Here is a 19,137-nt window from a genome sequence, read left to right as displayed (position 1 = left end):
GTTGGGCGTTGCCATGTTCTGCTCCGGATTACGAGGTGGGTCAGGAGTCTTTGCCGTCGAGCGCCATGCGCACCAGGTTGTCGAGGTCCATGTCGTCGATGGACTCGGCCTCGTCGTCCCCTCCCGGGACGGTCGCCTCTTCCGCTACCGGGTCGGCCAGTTGGCGGACCAGGTCCAGCAGGCCGGCCTCACGGAACCGGGCCATCGGAATCGCCGCGACGGCCTCCCGGAAGGCCCGCTCCTCGGCGTCCGCCGGCGCCTCGGCCGCCGCTTCCGGGGTGAGCTCCAGCCGGATCTGCCGCGCGAGCAGCGTGGAGTTGGGGTAGTCGAAGATGAGCGTGGCGGGCAGCCGCAGGCCGGTCACCGCGGTGAGGCGGTTACGCAGCTCCACCGCGGTCAGCGAGTCGAAGCCCAGCTCGGTGAACGACCGCTTCGGGCCGACCACGTCCGGCGACGCGTGACCGAGGACCGCGGCGACCTCGCTCCGGATCAGCCGCACCACGTGCTGTTCCGCCTCGGCCTCGTTCATGCCGGCCAGGCGCTCCCGCAGCGGAACGCCGCCGCCCGCCGCCGCAGCGCCCACCGCCCGGCGGGGCCGGGTACGGACGAGCCCGCCGAGCAGCGCGGGCAGCCGGCCGGAGTCCGCGAGCGTCCGCAGGGCGGGGAGGTTGAGGCGTACGGGGACGAGCAGGCCGTCCGTCCCCGCGCCGCTGCCCGCACCCAGCGCCCGGTCCAGCAGCGCCAACCCCTCCGCCTCACTCAGCGCCTCCGCACCAAGCCGCGCGATACGTTTCTGGTCCGCCACACCCAGCCCAGCGGTCATCGCACTCTCCGCCCCCGCCCACAAACCCCACGCGAGGGACAACCCCGGAAGACCCTCAGCACGCCGAGCCTGGGCAAGAGCGTCCAGGAAGACGTTCGCCGACGCGTAGTTGGCCTGACCCGCATTGCCGAACACACCCGCGGCCGACGAGAACAACACGAACGCGGACAGGTCCATGTCCCGGGTCAGCTCATGCAAGTTCCAGGCCGCGTCCACCTTCGGGCGCAGGACCGTGTCGAAGCGCCCGTCGTCGAGTGAGTCCAGTACACCGTCGTCCAGTACGCCCGCGACGTGCACCACACCGGTGAGGCGGCGATCCCGCAGGGCCTCGGCCAGCGCATCCCGGTCGGCCGCATCACACGCCACCACCTCCACCGCGGCACCCTGTTGCGTCAACTCACGGCTCAACTCCGGCATGCCAACCGCTTCCAGGCCGCGACGACTCAGCAACACCAACTCACGGACGCCGTGCGCCGCCACCAGGTGCCGGGCAACTACGGAGCCCAGCGCACCCGACGCACCGGTCACCAGCACCGGACCGTCACCGAACGCTCGACCGCCCTCCTCCGCCGCCACCCGCGCCCGCACCAGACGGGGCGCGCGGGTAACGCCGTCACGCACCGCCAACTGCCCCTCTGCCGAGGCTAGCCCTGGCGCCACCGTCTCAACGTCGGCGCCCACCGGCAGATCCGCCAGCACGAACCGCCCCGGGTACTCCGCCTGCGCCACCCGCACCAAACCCCACACCGGCGCAGACCCCACCTCCACCAACTCACCGGCGGACACGGCCACCGCGCCCCGGGTCACCACCACCAACCGCGACCCGGCGAGCCGCTCCTCACCCACCCACCGCCGCACCACACCCAGCACCTCAGCCAGCCGCGACCGTACGGCCTCCGGTACGGCGCCGTCATCGGCCGGGCCGCACTCCCACACCACCGTCCCGGGTATGTCATCGCCGGACGCCAGCAACGCGTCCACATCGGCGTACGCCCCCTCGGCACCCACCACCACGAACGGACCCACCTCACCCCCACCCACCACCGGCACCCACTCCACCCCGAACAGCGCGTCCTCACCCCCCGCCGACACCGCCGCCAACTGCTCCCGACTCACCTCACGCAACGCCAACGAACCCACCGAGGCCACTGGCAACCCCGCCTCGTCGAACAACTCCACCGCCACACCCCCACCCCCATCCGGCGCAACCCGCGCCCGCACCGCCACCGCACCCACCGCGTGCAACGCCACATCCGCCCACGCGAACGGCAGCCGCGTGCCCGAACCGTCGGCGAGCGGCAGCAGGCCGATCGTGTGGAGAGCGGCGTCCAGCAGGGCCGGGTGCAGCCCGAACGAGTCGGCCGAGTCGGCCAGTTCATCGGGGAGCGCGACCTCGGCAAGGACCTCGTCGCCCTGCCGCCAGGCCGCCCGCAGGCCGCGGAACGAGGGGCCGTAGTTCAGGCCCTCGCCGGCGAGCGTGTCATAGACGCCGGACACGTCGACGGGGGCGGCCCCGGCGGGCGGCCAGGGTCCGTCCTGCTTGTCGGGGGCGGTGTCGACCGCCGCCAGGACGCCGTCGGCGTGCGCGGTCCACTCGGCGGTCCCCGCGCCGCTCGGGTCATGGGGGCGGGAGTGGACCTCGACGGTACGGCGCCCGGCCTCGTCCGCCTCGCCCACCGCGACCTGGATCTGCACGGCCCCGCTCGCCGGCAGCACCAGCGGCGCCTGGAGCGTCAACTCCTCCAAACGGCCGCACCCGACCTCGTCCCCCGCCCGCAGCGCCAGCTCCACCAGCGCCGCACCCGGCACCAGCACGACGTCGCCCACGGCGTGGTCCGCCAGCCACCCGTGCGACGCGAGGGACAACCGGCCCGCGAACACCGTACGGTCGGCGCCGGCCAGTTCGACCGCCGCGCCGAGCAGCGGATGCCCGGCGCTCCGCAGCCCGGCCGCGGCGACATCGCCCGCACCGGCCGGGGCCTCCAGCCAGTAACGCTCGTGCTGGAACGCGTACGTCGGCAGCTCCACCCGCCGCCCGCCGGGCAGCACCGCCGCCCACTCGAGGGGCACCCCGGCCATGTGCAGCCGGCCGACCGCGGCCATGACCGCCCGCTCCTCCGCCCGGTCCCGCCGCAGTACGGCCACGGCGGCCACGTCCGTCTCAAGCACCGGCTCAAGCGCCGGCTCCACCAGCCCGGCCAGCACCGCGTCCGGCCCGACCTCCACAAACCGCCGCACCCCCAGCGCGTGCAGTTCCGCGACCGCATCGGCGAAACGGACCGCCGCACGAACATGCTCGACCCAGTAATCCGGCGCGGCGATCTCCGCGCCGACCACGGCACCCGTCACCGTGGACACGAACGGCACGGACGGCTCGTGGAAGTCCAGGCCCGCCACGACCGTACGGAACTCCGCCACCATCGGCTCCATCAACGGGGAATGGAACGCATGGCTGACCGCGAGCCGCTTCACCCGCCGGCCCTGCTCAGCCAGCTTCTCCGCCACCTGCTCGACGTCCCGCTCCACACCCGAAATCACCACCGACTGCGGCCCGTTGACCGCCGCCACACCCACAGTGTCCGCCACGCCTTCCAGCAGCTCACACACCTCTACCTCGGTGGCCTCCACCGCCACCATCGCCCCACCCGCAGGAAGCTCCTGCATCAACCGCCCCCGCGCCGCCACCAGCACACACGCGTCCCGCAACGACAACACACCCGTCACATGCGCCGCCGCGATCTCACCGATCGAATGCCCCGCCACCGCATCCGGCCGCACCCCCCACGACGCCAGGAGCCGGAACAACGCCACCTCGACGGCGAACAGCGCCGGTTGCGTGAACTCCGTACGCGCCAACACCTCCACGTCCCCGCCCCACATCACCTCACGCACCGGACGCGCCATCACCGCGTCCAACTCCGCACACACCTCGTCCAACGCCCCCCGGAACACCGGAAACACGTCATACAACTCCCGGCCCATCCCGAGCCGCTGCGCACCCTGCCCCGTGAACAGGAACGCGGTGCGCCCACCCACCGCCACACCGGTCTCCGCCAACCCACCCAGCCCGTCAGCCAGTTCACCCAGATCCGCACCCACCACCACCGCACGGTGCTCCAACGCACCCCGCGTCGTCGCCAACGACCACGCCACATCCACCGGCCGCAGGCCAGCCCGCCCGGCAACATACGACCGCAGCCGCTCCGCCTGCCCACGCAGCGCCTCCGGGGAAGCCGCGGACAGCACCCACGGCACCACCGCGTCCGGCCGCGGCTCCCCGTCCTCCTCGGGCGCCACGACCGCCGGGGCCTGCTCGATGATCACGTGCGCGTTCGTCCCGCTGAACCCGAACGACGACACTGCCGCACGCCGCGCCTCACCCGTTGCCGGCCACGCCCGTTCTTCGGCCAGCAGCCGCACCTCGCCCGCAGACCAGTCGATGTGCGGGGAGGGCTCCTCCACATGCAACGTCCGCGGCAGCACACCAGCCCGCAACGCCATCACCATCTTGATCACACCGCCGACACCGGCCGCCGCCTGCGCATGCCCGATGTTCGACTTCAACGACCCCAACCACAACGGCCGTTCAGCATCACGCCCCTGCCCATACGTCTCCTGGAGCGCCTGCACCTCGATCGGGTCACCCAACGTCGTACCGGTGCCGTGCGCCTCCACCGTGTCGACCTGCGAGGCCTCCAGGCCGGCCGCTGCCAGCGCCTGGCGGATCACCCGTTGCTGGGACGGCCCGTTGGGCGCGGTAAGACCGTTCGACGCACCATCCTGGTTCACCGCACTGCCCCGCACCACGGCCAGCACCGGATGGCCCAGCCGCTGGGCATCCGACAACCGCTCCACCAGCAGCACCCCCACCCCCTCAGCCCACCCCGTGCCATCCGCACCCGCACCGAACGCCTTGCACCGCCCATCGACCGCCAACCCCCGCTGACGGCTGAAGTTCACAAACGCCTCCGGCGTGGCCATCACCGTCACCCCACCGGCCAACGCCATCTCACACTCACCCGCACGCAACGCCTGCACCGCAAGATGCAACGCCACCAACGACGAAGAACACGCCGTATCCACACTCACCGACGGGCCCTCCAGCCCGAACGTGTACGACAACCGACCCGCAATCACACTCGTCGCGTTACCCGTCCCCATCAACCCTTCGAGATGCCCCGGCACCTCACGCAACCGCGACGCGTAATCGTGGTACATCACCCCCGCGAACACACCCGTACGACTCCCCCGCAACCCGGCCGGATCAATACCCGCACGCTCGAACGCCTCCCACGACGTCTCCAGCAACAACCGCTGCTGCGGGTCCATCGCCAACGCCTCACGCGGCGACACACCGAAGAACCCCGCATCGAACTCCGCCACCGCGTCCAGGAACCCACCTTCGCGGGAGTACGTCGTCCCCGCGTGGTCCGGGTCCGGGTGGAACAGGGCCTCCACATCCCAGCCCCGGTCCCCCGGGAAGCCGGAGACGGCGTCGCCCCCGGCCAGCACCAGGTCCCACAGGTCCTCGGGAGAGTCGACTCCTCCCGGGAAGCGGCAGCCCATGCCCACGATCGCGATCGGCTCGTCGTGCGCCATGACGACGGTGCGGGCGGCACGCGCGGCCGGCTCCGCGTCCGCGCCGACGAGGTCGGCCAGCAGGCGGGCGGCCAGGGCGGCCGAGGTCGGGTGGTCGAAGATGAGGGTGGCGGGCAGCCGCAGGCCGGTCGCGGCGGTCAGGCGGTTGCGGAGTTCCACCGCGGTCAGCGAGTCGAAGCCCAGTTCCTTGAAGGACTGGGTGGCCCGTACCGCGTCCGGGGTGCTGTGGCCGAGGACCGCGGCGACCTCGCGGCGCACCAGGTCCTGGACGTGTGCGGTGCGTTCGGCCGGTGACCGGCCGGCCAGGTGCTGGGCCAGTCCGCCACCGGCTCCGTTCGTGCCCGGCGCGGACCGTGTCGCGGCCTGCCGCCGTACGGTCGCCGGCACCAACGCCCGAAGCAGCGCGGGCAACGTCCCCGCCTGCGCCTGGGCCCGCAGCGCCGCCCGGCTGAGGCGTACGGGGACGAGCAGGCTCTCCCTCTCCGCGCTGCCGCCCGCTGCCAGCGCCCGGTCCAGCAGCGCCAACCCCTCCCCCTCGCTCAGCGCCTCCGCGCCGAGCCGCGCGATACGTTTCTGGTCCGCCGCACCCAGCCCGGCGGTCATCGCACTCTCCGCCCCCGCCCACAAACCCCAGGCGAGGGACAACCCCGGAAGACCCTCAGCACGCCGTGCCTGAGCGAGAGCATCCAGGAAGACGTTCGCCGACGCGTAGTTCGCCTGGCCCGCATTGCCGAACACACCCGCAGCGGAGGAGAACAGCACGAACGCCGACAAGTCCATGCCCCGGGTCAGCTCATGCAGATTCCAGGCCGCGTCCACCTTCGGGCGCAGCACCGTGTCAAAGCGCCCGTCGTCGAGTGAGTCCAGTACACCGTCGTCCAGTACGCCCGCCGCGTGCACCACACCGGTGAGGCGGCGATCCCGCAGGGCCTCGGCCAGCGCATGCCGGTCTGCCGCATCACACGCCACCACCTCCACCGCGGCACCCTGTTCCGTCAACTCACGGCTCAACTCCTGCATACCTTCGGCTGCCAGGCCGCGACGACTCAGCAACACCAACTCCCGCACGCCATGCGCCGCCACCAGATGCCGGGCAACTACGGAGCCCAACGCACCCGACGCCCCGGTCACCAACACCGGACCGTCACCGAACGCCCGACCGCCCTCCTCCGCCGCCACCCGCGCCCGCACCAGACGGGGCGCGCGGGTAACGCCATCCCGCACCGCCAACTGCCCCTCTGCCGAGGCCAGCCCGGGCACCACCGTCTCAACGTCGGCACCCACCAGCAGATCCGCCAACACGAACCGCCCCGGGTACTCCGCCTGCGCCACCCGCACCAAACCCCACACCGGCGCAAGCCCCACCTCCACCAACTCACCCACGGACACCGACACAGCCCCCCGCGTCACCACCACCAACCGCGAACCCGCCAACCGCTCCTCACCCACCCACCGCCGCACCACACCCAACACCTCAGCCAGCCGCGACCGCACCACCCCCGGCACCGCACCACCACCCACCGGACCGCACTCCCACACCACCGTCCCCGGCACGTCATCACCCGACGCCAGCAGCGCGTCCACATCGGCGTACGACCCACCCGCACCCACCACCACGTACGGCCCCGCCTCACCCCCACCAACCACCGGCACCCACTCCACCCCGAACAGCGCGTCCTCACCCCCCGCCGACACCGCGGCCCCCATCGCCGCGACGAGCTGGTCCCGCGACATCTCCCGTACGTGCAGGGACTCGACCTCGGCCACCGGGGCGCCCGTCGGGTCGGCGGCGGTGACGGAGAAGCTGTCGGGCCCGGTCGGGGCGAGGCGGACGCGGAGCGCGGTGGCACCGACGGCGTGGAGGGAGACGCCGGACCAGGCGAACGGCAGCCGGGTGGCACCGTCGGCGGCGAGGGAGGTCAGGCCGATCGGGTGGAGGGCCGCGTCGAGCAGGGCCGGGTGGAGGCCGAACTCACCGACGGCGAAGCCCTGTTGGTCGGGCACGGCGACCTCGGCGAAGAGGTCGTCGCCGCGGCGCCAGGCGCGCAGCAGGCCGCGGAAGGCGGGCCCGTAGGCGTAGCCGCGGTCGGCGAGGCCGTCGTAGAAGCCGTCGAGGTGCACCGGTTCGGCGGCGGGCGGCGGCCAGGCGGTGAGGTCGTCGGACGGGGCCGGGGCGGGGGTGCCCGCGGTGAGCAGGCCGGTGGCGTGGCGGGTCCAGGCGCTGTCGGCGCTCTGCCCCTGCCCGGGGTGCCCGTCGGGCTGCGGCCGGGAGTAGATGTGGACCGGGCGCGCCCCGCGCTCGTCGGGTGCGCCGACGGTGACCTGCACCTGGAGCTGGACGTGGTGCTGCCCGGCCGCGGTGTCCGCCGTACCCGTGGGCAGGACCAGCGGTGCTTCGAGGGTGAGGTCGTCGATCCGGGTGCAGCCGACCTCGTCGCCCGCGCGCAGCGCCAGTTCCACCAGCGCGGTGCCCGGCGCCAGCGTCGCGCCGGCGACGGCGTGGTCCGCCAGCCACGGCTGGGCCGCCACGGAGAGCCGGCCGGTGAGGAGGACGCCGTCGCCTTCCGCGAGGGCGACGGACGCGCCGAGCAGCGGGTGGTGGGCCGCGCCGAGGCCGGCGGCGGTCATGTCACCGGTGCCGGCGGGGGCGTCGAGCCAGTACCGCTGCCGCTGGAAGGCGTACGTGGGCAGGTCGACGCGCCGCGCGCCGAGCCCGTCGAGCACGGCCGCCCAGTCGACGGGCGTGCCGGCCGCGTGGAGCCGGGACACGGCGGTGAGCAGGGCGCGCTCCTCCGGTGCGGCCCGGCGGAGCACGGAGACGACGACGGCCGGGCCGCCCGGGTCCGCGGCGCCGCTCCTGTCCGCCCGGTCGGCCGGGTCCGGGGTGCCCGGTGCGTCCACCGTGCCCGGCACGTCGAGTGCGTCCTGCGCGTCCACGGTCCGCTCGACCATGGGCAGGAGCGCGGCCGACGGGCCCACCTCCACGAACCTGCGCACGCCCTGCGCGTGCAGTTCCGCGACCGCGTCGGCGAAACGGACGGTGGCGCGTACGTGCTCGACCCAGTACTCGGCGGTCCGCATCTGCTCCGGATCGGTGGTGCCGGTGACGGTCGACACGATCGGCAGGCTCGGCTCGTGGAAGTCCAGGCCCGCCACGACGGTCCGGAACTCCGCCGTCATCGGCTCCATCAGCGGCGAGTGGAAGGCGTGGCTGACCTTGAGCTGCTTGGTGCGGCGGCCGCGGGCCGCGAGCGCGTCGGCGACCGCGCGCACCGCCGGTTCCGCACCGGATACGACGACCGATCCGGGCGCGTTGACGGCGGCGAGGCCGGCCTCGTGCTCGTGTCCGGCGAGCAGCGGACGCACCTCGTCGGCGTCGGCTTCGACGGCCACCATGGCGCCCCCGGCGGGGAGTTGCTGCATGAGTCGGCCGCGCGCGGCGACCAGGGCGCACGCGTCCGCCAGGGAGAGGACCCCGGCGACATGGGCGGCGGCGATCTCGCCGACGGAGTGCCCGGCGAGCAGGTCGGGCCGTATGCCCCAGGACTCCAGCAGCCGGAAGAGGGCGATCTCCAGGGCGAAGACAGCGGGTTGGGTGCGGCCGGTGGCGTCGAGCGCGGCGGCCGCGGGCGTGCCGGGCTCGGCGAACAGGGCTTCGTACAGCGGCTGTTCGAGCAGCGGGTCGAGTGCGGCGCACACCTCGTCGAGGGCCTGCCGGAACCGCGGGTAGCGGCGGTGGAGTTCGCGGCCCATGCCGGCCCACTGCGAGCCCTGGCCGGAGAAGAGGAAGGCGGTCGCGCCGGGTGCGGCCGTGCCTGTGACGCCGAGGGCCGTACCGTCGGCGGAGGCGGTGGTGCCCGTCTCACCCGGTATGGCGCCGGACTCGCCCGATACGGCGCCGGTCTCGGCGAACCGGGCCACGGCGGCGAGGAGTTCGGCGCGGTCGGCGCCGAGTGCGACGAGGCGGTGGGTGAGCGCGGCGCGCGTGGTGCCGAGCGCGTGGGCGATGTCGGCGGCCGTGTGGTCGGGGTGGGCGAGGAGGTGGGCGTGCAGCCGGGCCGCCTGGGCCCGTAGGGCCTCGGCGCTGCCGGCGGACAGCGGCCAGGGAAGCAACGCCGGTGCGACGGCCGGCGTTTGGGCAGCGGAGCCGACCGGCGTGGTGTCTGCCGCAGCCTCGTCCTGCTGCTCCGGCGCCTGCTCGATGATCACGTGCGCGTTGGTGCCGCTGACCCCGAACGACGACACCGCCGCACGGCGCGGCTCCCGGGTCTCGGGCCACGGGCGTGCCTGGTTCAGCAGCCGCACGGTACCCGCCGACCAGTCGACCTGGTGTGACGGCTCGGCCGCGTGCAGCGTGCGGGGCAGCACGTCGGCGCGCAGCGCCATCACCATCTTGATGATCCCGCCGACCCCCGCCGCGGCCTGCGCGTGCCCGATGTTCGACTTCAACGACCCGAGCCACAGGGGCCGTTCGGGGGTCCGGCTCTGCCCGTACGTCGCCTGGAGCGCCTGCACCTCGATGGGGTCGCCCAGCGTCGTACCGGTGCCGTGGCCCTCCACCACGTCCACCTGTGCGGGGGTCAGCTGCGCGGCGGCCAGCGCCTGGCGGATCACCCGTTCCTGAGAGGGGCCGTTGGGCGCGGTCAGACCGTTCGACGCGCCGTCCTGGTTGACCGCGCTGCCCCGGACCACGGCGAGCACCGGATGGCCCAGCCGCTGGGCGTCCGACAGCCGCTCCACCAGCAGCATCCCCACGCCCTCTGCCCACCCCGTGCCGTCCGCACCCGCACCGAACGCCTTGCAGCGGCCGTCCGGGGCCAGCCCGCGCTGGCGGCTGAACTCGACGAAGGTGTCCGGCGTGGACATCACGGTGACGCCGCCCGCGAGGGCGAGCGCGCACTCGCCCTGCCGCAGCGCCTGGATCGCCAGGTGCAGCGCGACCAGCGAGGACGAGCAGGCGGTGTCCACGGTCACCGCCGGGCCCTCGAGCCCGAAGGTGTAGGCGATCCGGCCCGTGGCGATGCTGCCCGCGCTGCCGTTGCCGACGTACCCCTCGACGCCCTTGGGCAGCGCGCCCGGGCCGGTGCCGAAGCGGCCGCCGTAGTCGTGGTACATCACCCCGGCGAAGACCCCGGTCCGGCTGCCGCGCAGGGTGGCCGGGTCGATGCCCGCCCGCTCGAACGCCTCCCACGACGCTTCCAGCAGCAGCCTCTGCTGCGGGTCCATCGCGAGCGCCTCACGCGGTGGGATGGTGAAGAACGCCGGGTCGAACTCGGCCGCCTCCCGCAGGAATCCGCCCTCGCGGGAGTACGTGGTGCCGGTGCTCGACGGGTCGGGGTCGTAGAGCGCGTCGACGTCCCAGCCGCGGTCCGCCGGCATGTCGCCGATCGCGTCGCGGCCCTCGGCTACCAGCTGCCACAGGTCCTCCGGCGACCCGACCCCGCCCGGGTAGCGGCAGGCCATACCGACGATCGCGACGGGCTCGTGCCGGGCGGCCTCGGCCTGGCCGAGCCGGCGCCGGGCGTCGGCCAGGTCGGTCGTGACCCGCTTGAGGTAGTCGCGCAGCTTCTGCTCGTTGGACATCAGTCAGTCACCATTCGAGTCGTCGTCGGAGACGATCGGCGTACGTGGGGCGGGGGCGGGGACGGGGGTCGGCGCCGTACCGGGTGTAGGGGTACGGCGCCGGGCGGGGCTCAGCCGAGTTCGTTGTCGATGAACGCGAAGATCTCGTCGTCCGTCGCCGCGTCGATCTGGTCGGCGACCTCCTCGGCCTCCGCCGGCCGGGCAGCGGCCTCGAAGCGGGCGGCCAGCGCGGCCAGGCGCTGCTGGATACCGGCGCTCTGCTCGTCGTTCGGGTCGACATCGGCCAACGCCTGCTCGATCCGGTCGAGTTCACCGAGCAGCCACTCCGGTCCGGCCGCCGGCAGGTCCGGGATCTGCGTCCGCAGGTGGCGCGCCAGGTCCGCGGACGTCGGGTGGTCGAAGACGACGGTGGCGGCCAGCTTCAACCCGGACGCGCTGTGCAGCCGGTTGCGCAGTTCCACCGCCGTGAGCGAGTCGAACCCGAGGTCCTTGAAGGCGCGTTCTGGCTCCACCGTCGCCGCCGACCGGTGGCCCAGCACCGCGGCGACCTCCGTACGCACCAGCGCCAGCAGATGCGCCGCCCGGCGGCCCTCGTTCATCCCCGCCAGCTGCTCGGCCAGCCCCGGACCGCCCTCCCGCGCCGCCCCGGCCGCGGCATGCCGCCGCACCCTGGCAGGCACCAGCGCGCGCAGCAACGCGGGTGCCTCCTCCGGCCGCCCGCGCAGGGCGGGGAGGTTGAGGCGTACGGGGACGAGCAGGCCGTCCGTCCCCGCGCCGCCGCCCGCACCCAGCGCCCGGTCCAGCAGCGCCAGCCCCTCCGCCTCACTCAGCGCCTCCGCACCGAGCCGCGCGATACGTTTCTGGTCCGCCACACCCAGCCCAGCGGTCATCGCACTCTCCGCCCCCGCCCACAAACCCCAGGCCAGGGACAACCCCGGAAGACCCTCAGCACGCCGTGCCTGAGCGAGAGCATCCAGGAAGACGTTCGCCGACGCGTAGTTCGCCTGGCCCGCATTGCCGAACACACCAGCGGCCGACGAGAACAGCACGAACGCCGACAGATCCATGCCCCGGGTCAACTCATGCAGATTCCAGGCCGCGTCCACCTTCGGACGCAGCACCGCGTCGAAGCGGGACTCGTCCAGCGCATCCAGCACACCGTCGTCCAGTACGCCCGCGACGTGCACCACACCCGTGAGACGGCGCTCGCGCAACACGTCCGCCAGCGCATCCCGGTCCGCCGCGTCACACGCCACCACCTCCACCGCGGCACCCTGTTCCGTCAACTCCCGGCTCAACTCCGGCATGCCAGCCGCTTCCAGGCCGCGACGGCTCAGCAACACCAACTCCCGTACGCCGTGCGCCACCACGAGGTGCCGGGCAACTACGGAGCCCAACGCGCCCGACGCCCCGGTCACCAACACCGGACCGTCACCGAACGCCCGACCGCCCTCCTCCGAAGGACCCTCCGCCCGGGTCAGACGCGGCACCCGCACCACGCCATCCCGCACCGCCACCTGCGGCTCATCCGCCACCAGTCCAGCCGTCAGTACGTCAACGCCCACACCCACCGGCAGATCCGCCAACACAAACCGCCCCGGGTACTCCGCCTGCGCCACCCGCACCAAACCCCACACCGGCGCAGACCCCACCTCCACCAACTCACCGGCGGACACGGCCACCGCGCCCCGGGTCACCACCACCAACCGCGACCCGGCGAGCCGCTCCTCGGCCACCCATCGCCGCACCACACCCAGCACCTCGGCCAGCCGCGACCGCACGGCCTCCGGAACGGCGCCGTCATCGGCCGGACCGCACTCCCACACCACCGTCCCGGGTATGTCATCGCCGGACGCCAGCAACGCGTCCACATCGGCGTACGCCCCCTCGGCACCGAGCACCGCGACCGGGGGCCCCGCCTCGGCCCCGCCCGTCACCGGCACCCACTCCACCCCGAACAGCGCGTCGTCGCCCCCCGCCGACGCCGCCGCCAACTGCTCCCGACTCACCTCACGCAACGCCAACGAACCCACCGACGCCACCGGCAACCCCACCTCGTCGAACAACTCCACCGCCACACCCCCACGCCCATCCGGCGCAACCCGCACCCTCACCGCCACCGCACCCACCGCATGCAGCGCCACATCCGCCCACGCGAACGGCAGCCGCGTGCCCGAACCCGCGTCCGTGGAGGTGAAGTTCATGGTCTGCAAGGCGGCGTCGAGCAGGGCCGGGTGCAGCCCGAAGGAGTCCGCGGCGTCCAGTGCCGTGTCCGGCAGGGCGACTTCGGCGAACACGTCGTCACCGCGCCGCCACGCCCGGCGCAGGCCCTGGAAGGCGGGCCCGTAGGCGTAACCGCGGTCCGCCAGGTCGGTGTAGAAGCCGTCCACGTCGAGCGCCTGGGCGTCCTGCGGCGGCCAGAGGTCGGACAGCGCGGCGGGCGCGGGGTGCGCCTCGGGCGCGGTGAGTGCGCCGAGGGCGTGGCAGGACCAGGTCGTCCCGGCCGCGTCCTGCTCGGCGCGGGAGTGGATCTCGACGGTACGGCGCCCGGCCTCGTCCGCCTCGCCCACCGTCACCTGGATCTGCACGGCCCCGCTCGCCGGCAGCACCAGCGGCGCCTGGAGCGTCAACTCCTCCAGACGGCCGCACCCGACCTCGTCCCCTGCCCGCAGCGCCAGCTCCACCAGCGCGGCACCCGGGACGAGGACGGTGCCGTGGACGGCGTGGTCGGCCAGCCACGGCTGAGCGGCGACCGAGAAGCGGCCGACGAACACCGTACGGTCGGCGCCGGCCAGCTCGACGGCCGCGCCGAGCAGCGGATGCCCGGCGCTCCGCAGTCCGGCCGCGGTGACGTCACCGGCTGCGGCCGGGGCGTCGAGCCAGTACCGCTCGTGCTGGAACGCGTACGTCGGCAACTCCACCCGCCGACCACCGGCCAGCACCGCCGCCCACTCCACCGCACCACCCCGGACGAACACCGCACCGGCCGCCTCCACCACCGCCCGCACCTCCGGCACCCGCCGCCGCAGCACCGCCACAGCATCCGCCTCCACCACCTGCCCCACCAACCCCGCCAACACCGCAGCCGGCCCCACCTCCACGAACCGCCGCACCCCCAATCCATGCAACTCCGCCACCGCATCAGCGAAACGGACCGCCGCACGAACGTGCTCGACCCAGTAGTCGGCCGTCCGCAACTGCTCCGCATCGGCGCTGCCGGTGACGGTCGACACGAACGGCACGGAGGGCTCCTGGAAGTCCATTCCCGCCACGACCGTACGGAACTCCGCCAGCATCGGCTCCATCAACGGCGAGTGGAACGCGTGGCTCACCGCGAGCCGCTTCACCCGACGCCCGCGACCGGCCAGTTCCTCCGCCACCCGCTCGACGTCGACCTCCGCACCCGAGATCACCACGGACTGCGGGCCGTTGACCGCCGCCACACCAGCCCCGTCCTCCACTCCGACCAGCAGCTCACGCACCTCCGCCTCGGTCGCCTCGACCGCCACCATCGCCCCGCCCACGGGGAGTTGCTGCATCAACCGGCCCCGCGCCGCCACCAGCACACACGCGTCCCGCAACGACAACACACCCGTCACGTGTGCCGCCGCGATCTCACCGATCGAATGCCCCGCCACCGCATCCGGCCGTATCCCCCACGACGCCAGGAGCCGGAACAACGCCACTTCGACGGCGAACAGCGCCGGTTGCGTGAACTCCGTACGCCCCAACACCTCCGCATCCTCACCCCACATCACCGCACGCACCGGCCGTACCGTCAGCGCGTCCAACTCCGCACACACCTCGTCCAACGCCCCCCGGAACACCGGAAACACGTCATACAACTCCCGGCCCATCCCAAGCCGCTGCGCACCCTGCCCCGTGAACAAGAACGCGGTGCGCCCACCCACCGCCACACTGGACTGCGCCAACACGTCCAGACCATCGACCAGTTCCCCCAGATCCGCACCCACCACCACCGCACGATGCTCCAACGCACCCCGCGTCGTCGCCAACGACCACGCCACATCCACCGGCCGCAGTCCAGCCCGCCCGGCAACATACGACCTCAGCCGCTCCGCCTGCCCACGCAGCGCGGCTTCGGTCCTGGCGCTGATCACCCAGGGGACGACCGGAAGCGGGGGTGCCGCCGGGGCGTCGTTCGCGGCGGCCTCGGGTTCCGTGGCCGGGGCCTGCTCCAGGATGAGGTGGGCGTTGGTGCCGCTGGCGCCGAAGGACGAGACGCCCGCGCGGCGCGGCTGCCCCGTCTCGGGCCATGCCCGTTCCTCGGTCAGCAGCCGAACCTCGCCCGCCGACCAGTCGATGTGCGGGGAGGGCTCCTCCACATGCAACGTCCGCGGCAGCACACCCGCCCGCAACGCCATCACCATCTTGATCACACCGCCGACACCGGCCGCCGCCTGCGCATGCCCGATGTTCGACTTCAACGACCCCAGCCACACAGGCCGTTCGGCATCACGCCCCTGGCCGTACGTCGCCAGCAGGGCCTGGGCCTCGATGGGGTCGCCGAGTGTCGTGCCGGTGCCGTGGGCCTCCACCGTGTCGATCTGCGCGGGTTCCAGTCCGGCCGCGGCCAGGGCCTGGCGGATGACGCGCTGCTGGGCGGGGCCGTTGGGGGCGGTGAGGCCGTTCGACGCGCCGTCCTGGTTGACGGCGCTGCCGCGGACCACGGCCAGGACGGGGTGGCCGAGCCGCTGGGCGTCCGACAGCCGCTCGACCAGCAGCATGCCCGCGCCCTCGCTGAAGCCGGCGCCGTCCGCGCCGGCGCCGAACGCCTTGCAGCGGCCGTCGGGCGAGACGGCGCGCTGGCGGCTGAACTCCAGGAACATCTCGACGGACGACATGACGGTGACGCCGCCGACCAGGGCGAGCGAGCACTCGCCCTGCCGGATGGCCTGCATGGCCAGGTGCAGCGCGACCAGGGACGAGGAGCAGGCGGTGTCCACGGTCACCGCCGGGCCCTCGAGCCCGAAGGTGTAGGCGATGCGGCCGGTGGCGATGCTGCCCGCGCTGCCGTTGCCGACGTAGCCCTCGACGTCCTCGGGCACGGTGCCGGCACCGAGCCGGGCGCCGTAGTCGTGGTACATGACGCCCGCGAAGACGCCGGTGCTGCTGCCGCGCAAGGTGGCCGGGTCGATGCCGGCGCGTTCGAACGCCTCCCACGACGTCTCCAGCAGCAGGCGCTGCTGCGGGTCCATGGCCAGCGCCTCGCGGGGCGAGATGCCGAAGAACGCGGGGTCGAAGTCGGCGGCGCCGCGCAGCAGGCCGCCCTCGCGGGAGTAGATCCGGCCGGGTACGCCCGGGGTCGGGTCGTAGAGGGCGTCGATGTCCCAGCCGCGGTCGCCGGGCATGACGTCGATCGCGTCGCGGCCCTCGGCGACGAGCTGCCACAGGTCCTCCGGGGAGACCACGTCGCCGGGGAAGCGGCAGCTCATGCCGATGATCGCCATGGGTTCGGCGGCGCCGGCCGGGGTGGCCGGGCGGGCGGCCGGGGTGGCGGCCGGTGCGGCGCCGGGTCCGGTGCCGACGAGTTCGGTGCGCAGCAGGCGGACGACGGCGGCGGCGTTGGGGTGGTCGAAAACGAGGGTGGCGGGCAGCCGCAGTCCGGTGGCGGCGCCGAGCCGGTTGCGCAGTTCGACGGCGGTGAGGGAGTCGAACCCGAGGTCCTTGAAGGCGCGTTCGGCTTCGACGGCGTCGGCGGAGGCGTGTCCGAGGACGGCGGCGACCTCGCCGCGGACGATGTCGAGCAGGTACTCCTCGCGTCGGTCGGCGGGCAGTGCGGCGAGCTGTCCGGCGAGGTCGCCGCCGGTCGCCGGGGTGCCCGCGGCGGCCGCCTGGCGCCGTACGCCCTGCGGCACCAGGGTGCTGAGCAGCGCCGGTACCGGGGAGGTCGCCGCCCGGCGGCGCAGGGCCGCCAGGTCCAGCCGCAGGGGGAGCAGGTACGGGTCGCCGGTGCGGGCGGCCGCGTCGAGGAGGGCGAGGCCCTGGCCGGTCTCCAGGGCGGTGACGCCGAGCCGGGCGAGGCGGTTGCGGCCGGCCTCGCCGAGCCCGCCGGTCATGGCGCTGGTCTCGGCCCACAGGCCCCACGCCAGGGACAGGCCGGGCAGTCCCTCGGCCTGCCGGGCCTGGGCGAGGGCGTCGAGGAAGACGTTGGCCGCGGCGTAGTTGGCCTGTCCTGCGGTGCCGAAGGTGCCGGCGCCGGCGGAGAACAGGAGGAACGCCGACAGGTCCATGTCCCGGGTCAGTTCGTGCAGGTGCCAGGCCGCGTCCACCTTCGGGCGCAGCACCGTGTCGAAGCGCGCGTCGTCGAGTGCGTCCAGTACGCCGTCGTCGAGTACGCCCGCCGCGTGCACCACGCCGGTGAGGTGGCGATCCCGTAGGACCTCGGCCAGCGCGTCCCGGTCGGCCGCGTCGCAGGCCAGCACCTCCACGACGGCGCCCTGGGCGGCCAGTTCGCTGCTCAGCCCGGCGATGCCGTCGGCCGCGGGGCCGCGACGGGAGAGCAGCAGCAGGTGGCGCACGCCGTGCGCGGACACCAGGTGCCGGGCGACTGCGGTGCCCAGTACGCCCGATGCGCCGGTCACGAGCACCGGGCCGTCCCCGAACACGGGCGCGGCGGTGGCCGCTTCGGCGGCGGGCGGGAGCTGCGCGCGGGTCAGGCGCGGTGTGCGCGCCACGCCGTCCCGTAGCGCCAACTGCGCTTCACCGGAGGCCAGTCCGGGCGCGAGCGCGGCAACTCCCGCGTCGGCAGGGAGGTCGGCGAGCACGAACCGGCCCGGGTACTCCGCCTGCGCCACCCGTACCAGGCCCCACACCGGCGCGAGCGCCACCTCCACCGGCTCACCGGCGGACACCGACACGGCCTCCCGGGTCACCACCACCAACCGCGACTCGGCGAGCCGCTCCTCACCCGCCCACCGCCGCACCACATCCAGCACCTCGGCCAGCCGCGACCGTACGGCCTCCGGTACGGCGCCGTCATCGGCCGGGCCGCACTCCCACACCACGGTCCCGGGTACGTCATCGCCGGACGCCAGCAACGCGTCCACATCGGCGTACGCCCCCTCGGCACCGAGCACCGCGACCGGGGGCCCCGCCTCGGCCCCGCCCGTCACCGGCACCCACTCCACCGCGAACAGCGCGTCGTCGCCCCCCGCCGACGCCGCCGCCAACTGCTCCTCGGACACCTCGCGGGTCGCCAGCACCTCGACGGACGCCACCGGGCCGCCGGAGGCGTCGGCGACATCGAGCGTGACCGTCGTCGGGTCGCCGGCGACGGGGGCCATCCGGACGCGCAGGGCGGTCGCGCCGACCGCGTGCAGGGTCACGCCGCGCCAGGAGAACGGCAGCCGGTTGCCTGAGGTGTGGCCGGAGGTGTGGCCGGCGGCGGGCGCGAAGAGGGTGAGCAGCCCGGACTGGAGGCCGGCGTCGAGCAGCGCCGGGTGCAGGCCGAACCCGTCGACGGTGTCGGCCGCCTCCGCGGGCAGGACGACCTCGGCGAACACCTCGTCGCCGCGCCGCCAGACACCGCGCAGGCCCTGGAAGGCGGGGCCGTACTCGTAGCCGCGCTCGGCCATGGCAGCGTAGAAGCCGGTGGTGTCGACGGGCTCGGCGTCGTGCGGGGGCCAGGCGGTGAGATCGGCCCGGGTGCCGGTCGGAGGGGTGGCCGGGGTGCCCGCCAGGGCGAGCGGGTCGGCCGGGGCGAGTGTTCCGGTGCCGTGCAGCGTCCAGGTGTCCTCGGCGCCGGACTCCTCGGGCCGGGAGTAGATGTCCAGGGCCCGGCGGCCCGCGTCGTCCGGGGTGCCGACGACGACCTGGACCTGGACCGCGCCGGTGGCGGGCAGCACCAGCGGCGCCTGGAGCGTGAGTTCCTCCACCCGGCCGCAGCCGACCTCGTCGCCCGCGCGTACGGCGAGTTCGACCAGGCCGGTGCCGGGCACCAGGACGATGCCGCGGACCGCGTGGTCGGCGAGCCAGGGGTGGGTGGCCAGCGCGAGCCGGCCGGTCAGTACGGTCCCGCCGCCGCCCGCGAGGGCGACCGACGCGCCGAGGAGGCCGTGTCCGGGAGCGCCGAGACCGGCGGCCGACACGTCGGCGGTGGTGCTGGTCGG

At 74.1% G+C, this 19,137-nt stretch carries 1 protein-coding gene and 1 pseudogene; both read right to left on the bottom strand.

What is annotated here, in order from left to right:
• Positions 1–40 precede the first annotated feature (40 nt).
• Positions 41–11,005, bottom strand: a complete 10,965-nt coding sequence (locus tag AC3EVP_RS30830) for a type I polyketide synthase (protein ID WP_435135601.1) — start codon at positions 11,003–11,005, stop codon at positions 41–43.
• A gap of 110 nt (positions 11,006–11,115) precedes the next feature.
• Positions 11,116–19,116: pseudogene (locus AC3EVP_RS30825) on the bottom strand (type I polyketide synthase); the annotation flags it as partial.
• Positions 19,117–19,137: the final 21 nt, after the last annotated feature.

The organism is Actinacidiphila sp. bgisy144, from assembly GCF_057708105.1.
Note: the sequence above shows the minus strand (reverse complement) of the source record. Positions and strands in the feature narration are given on the sequence as shown.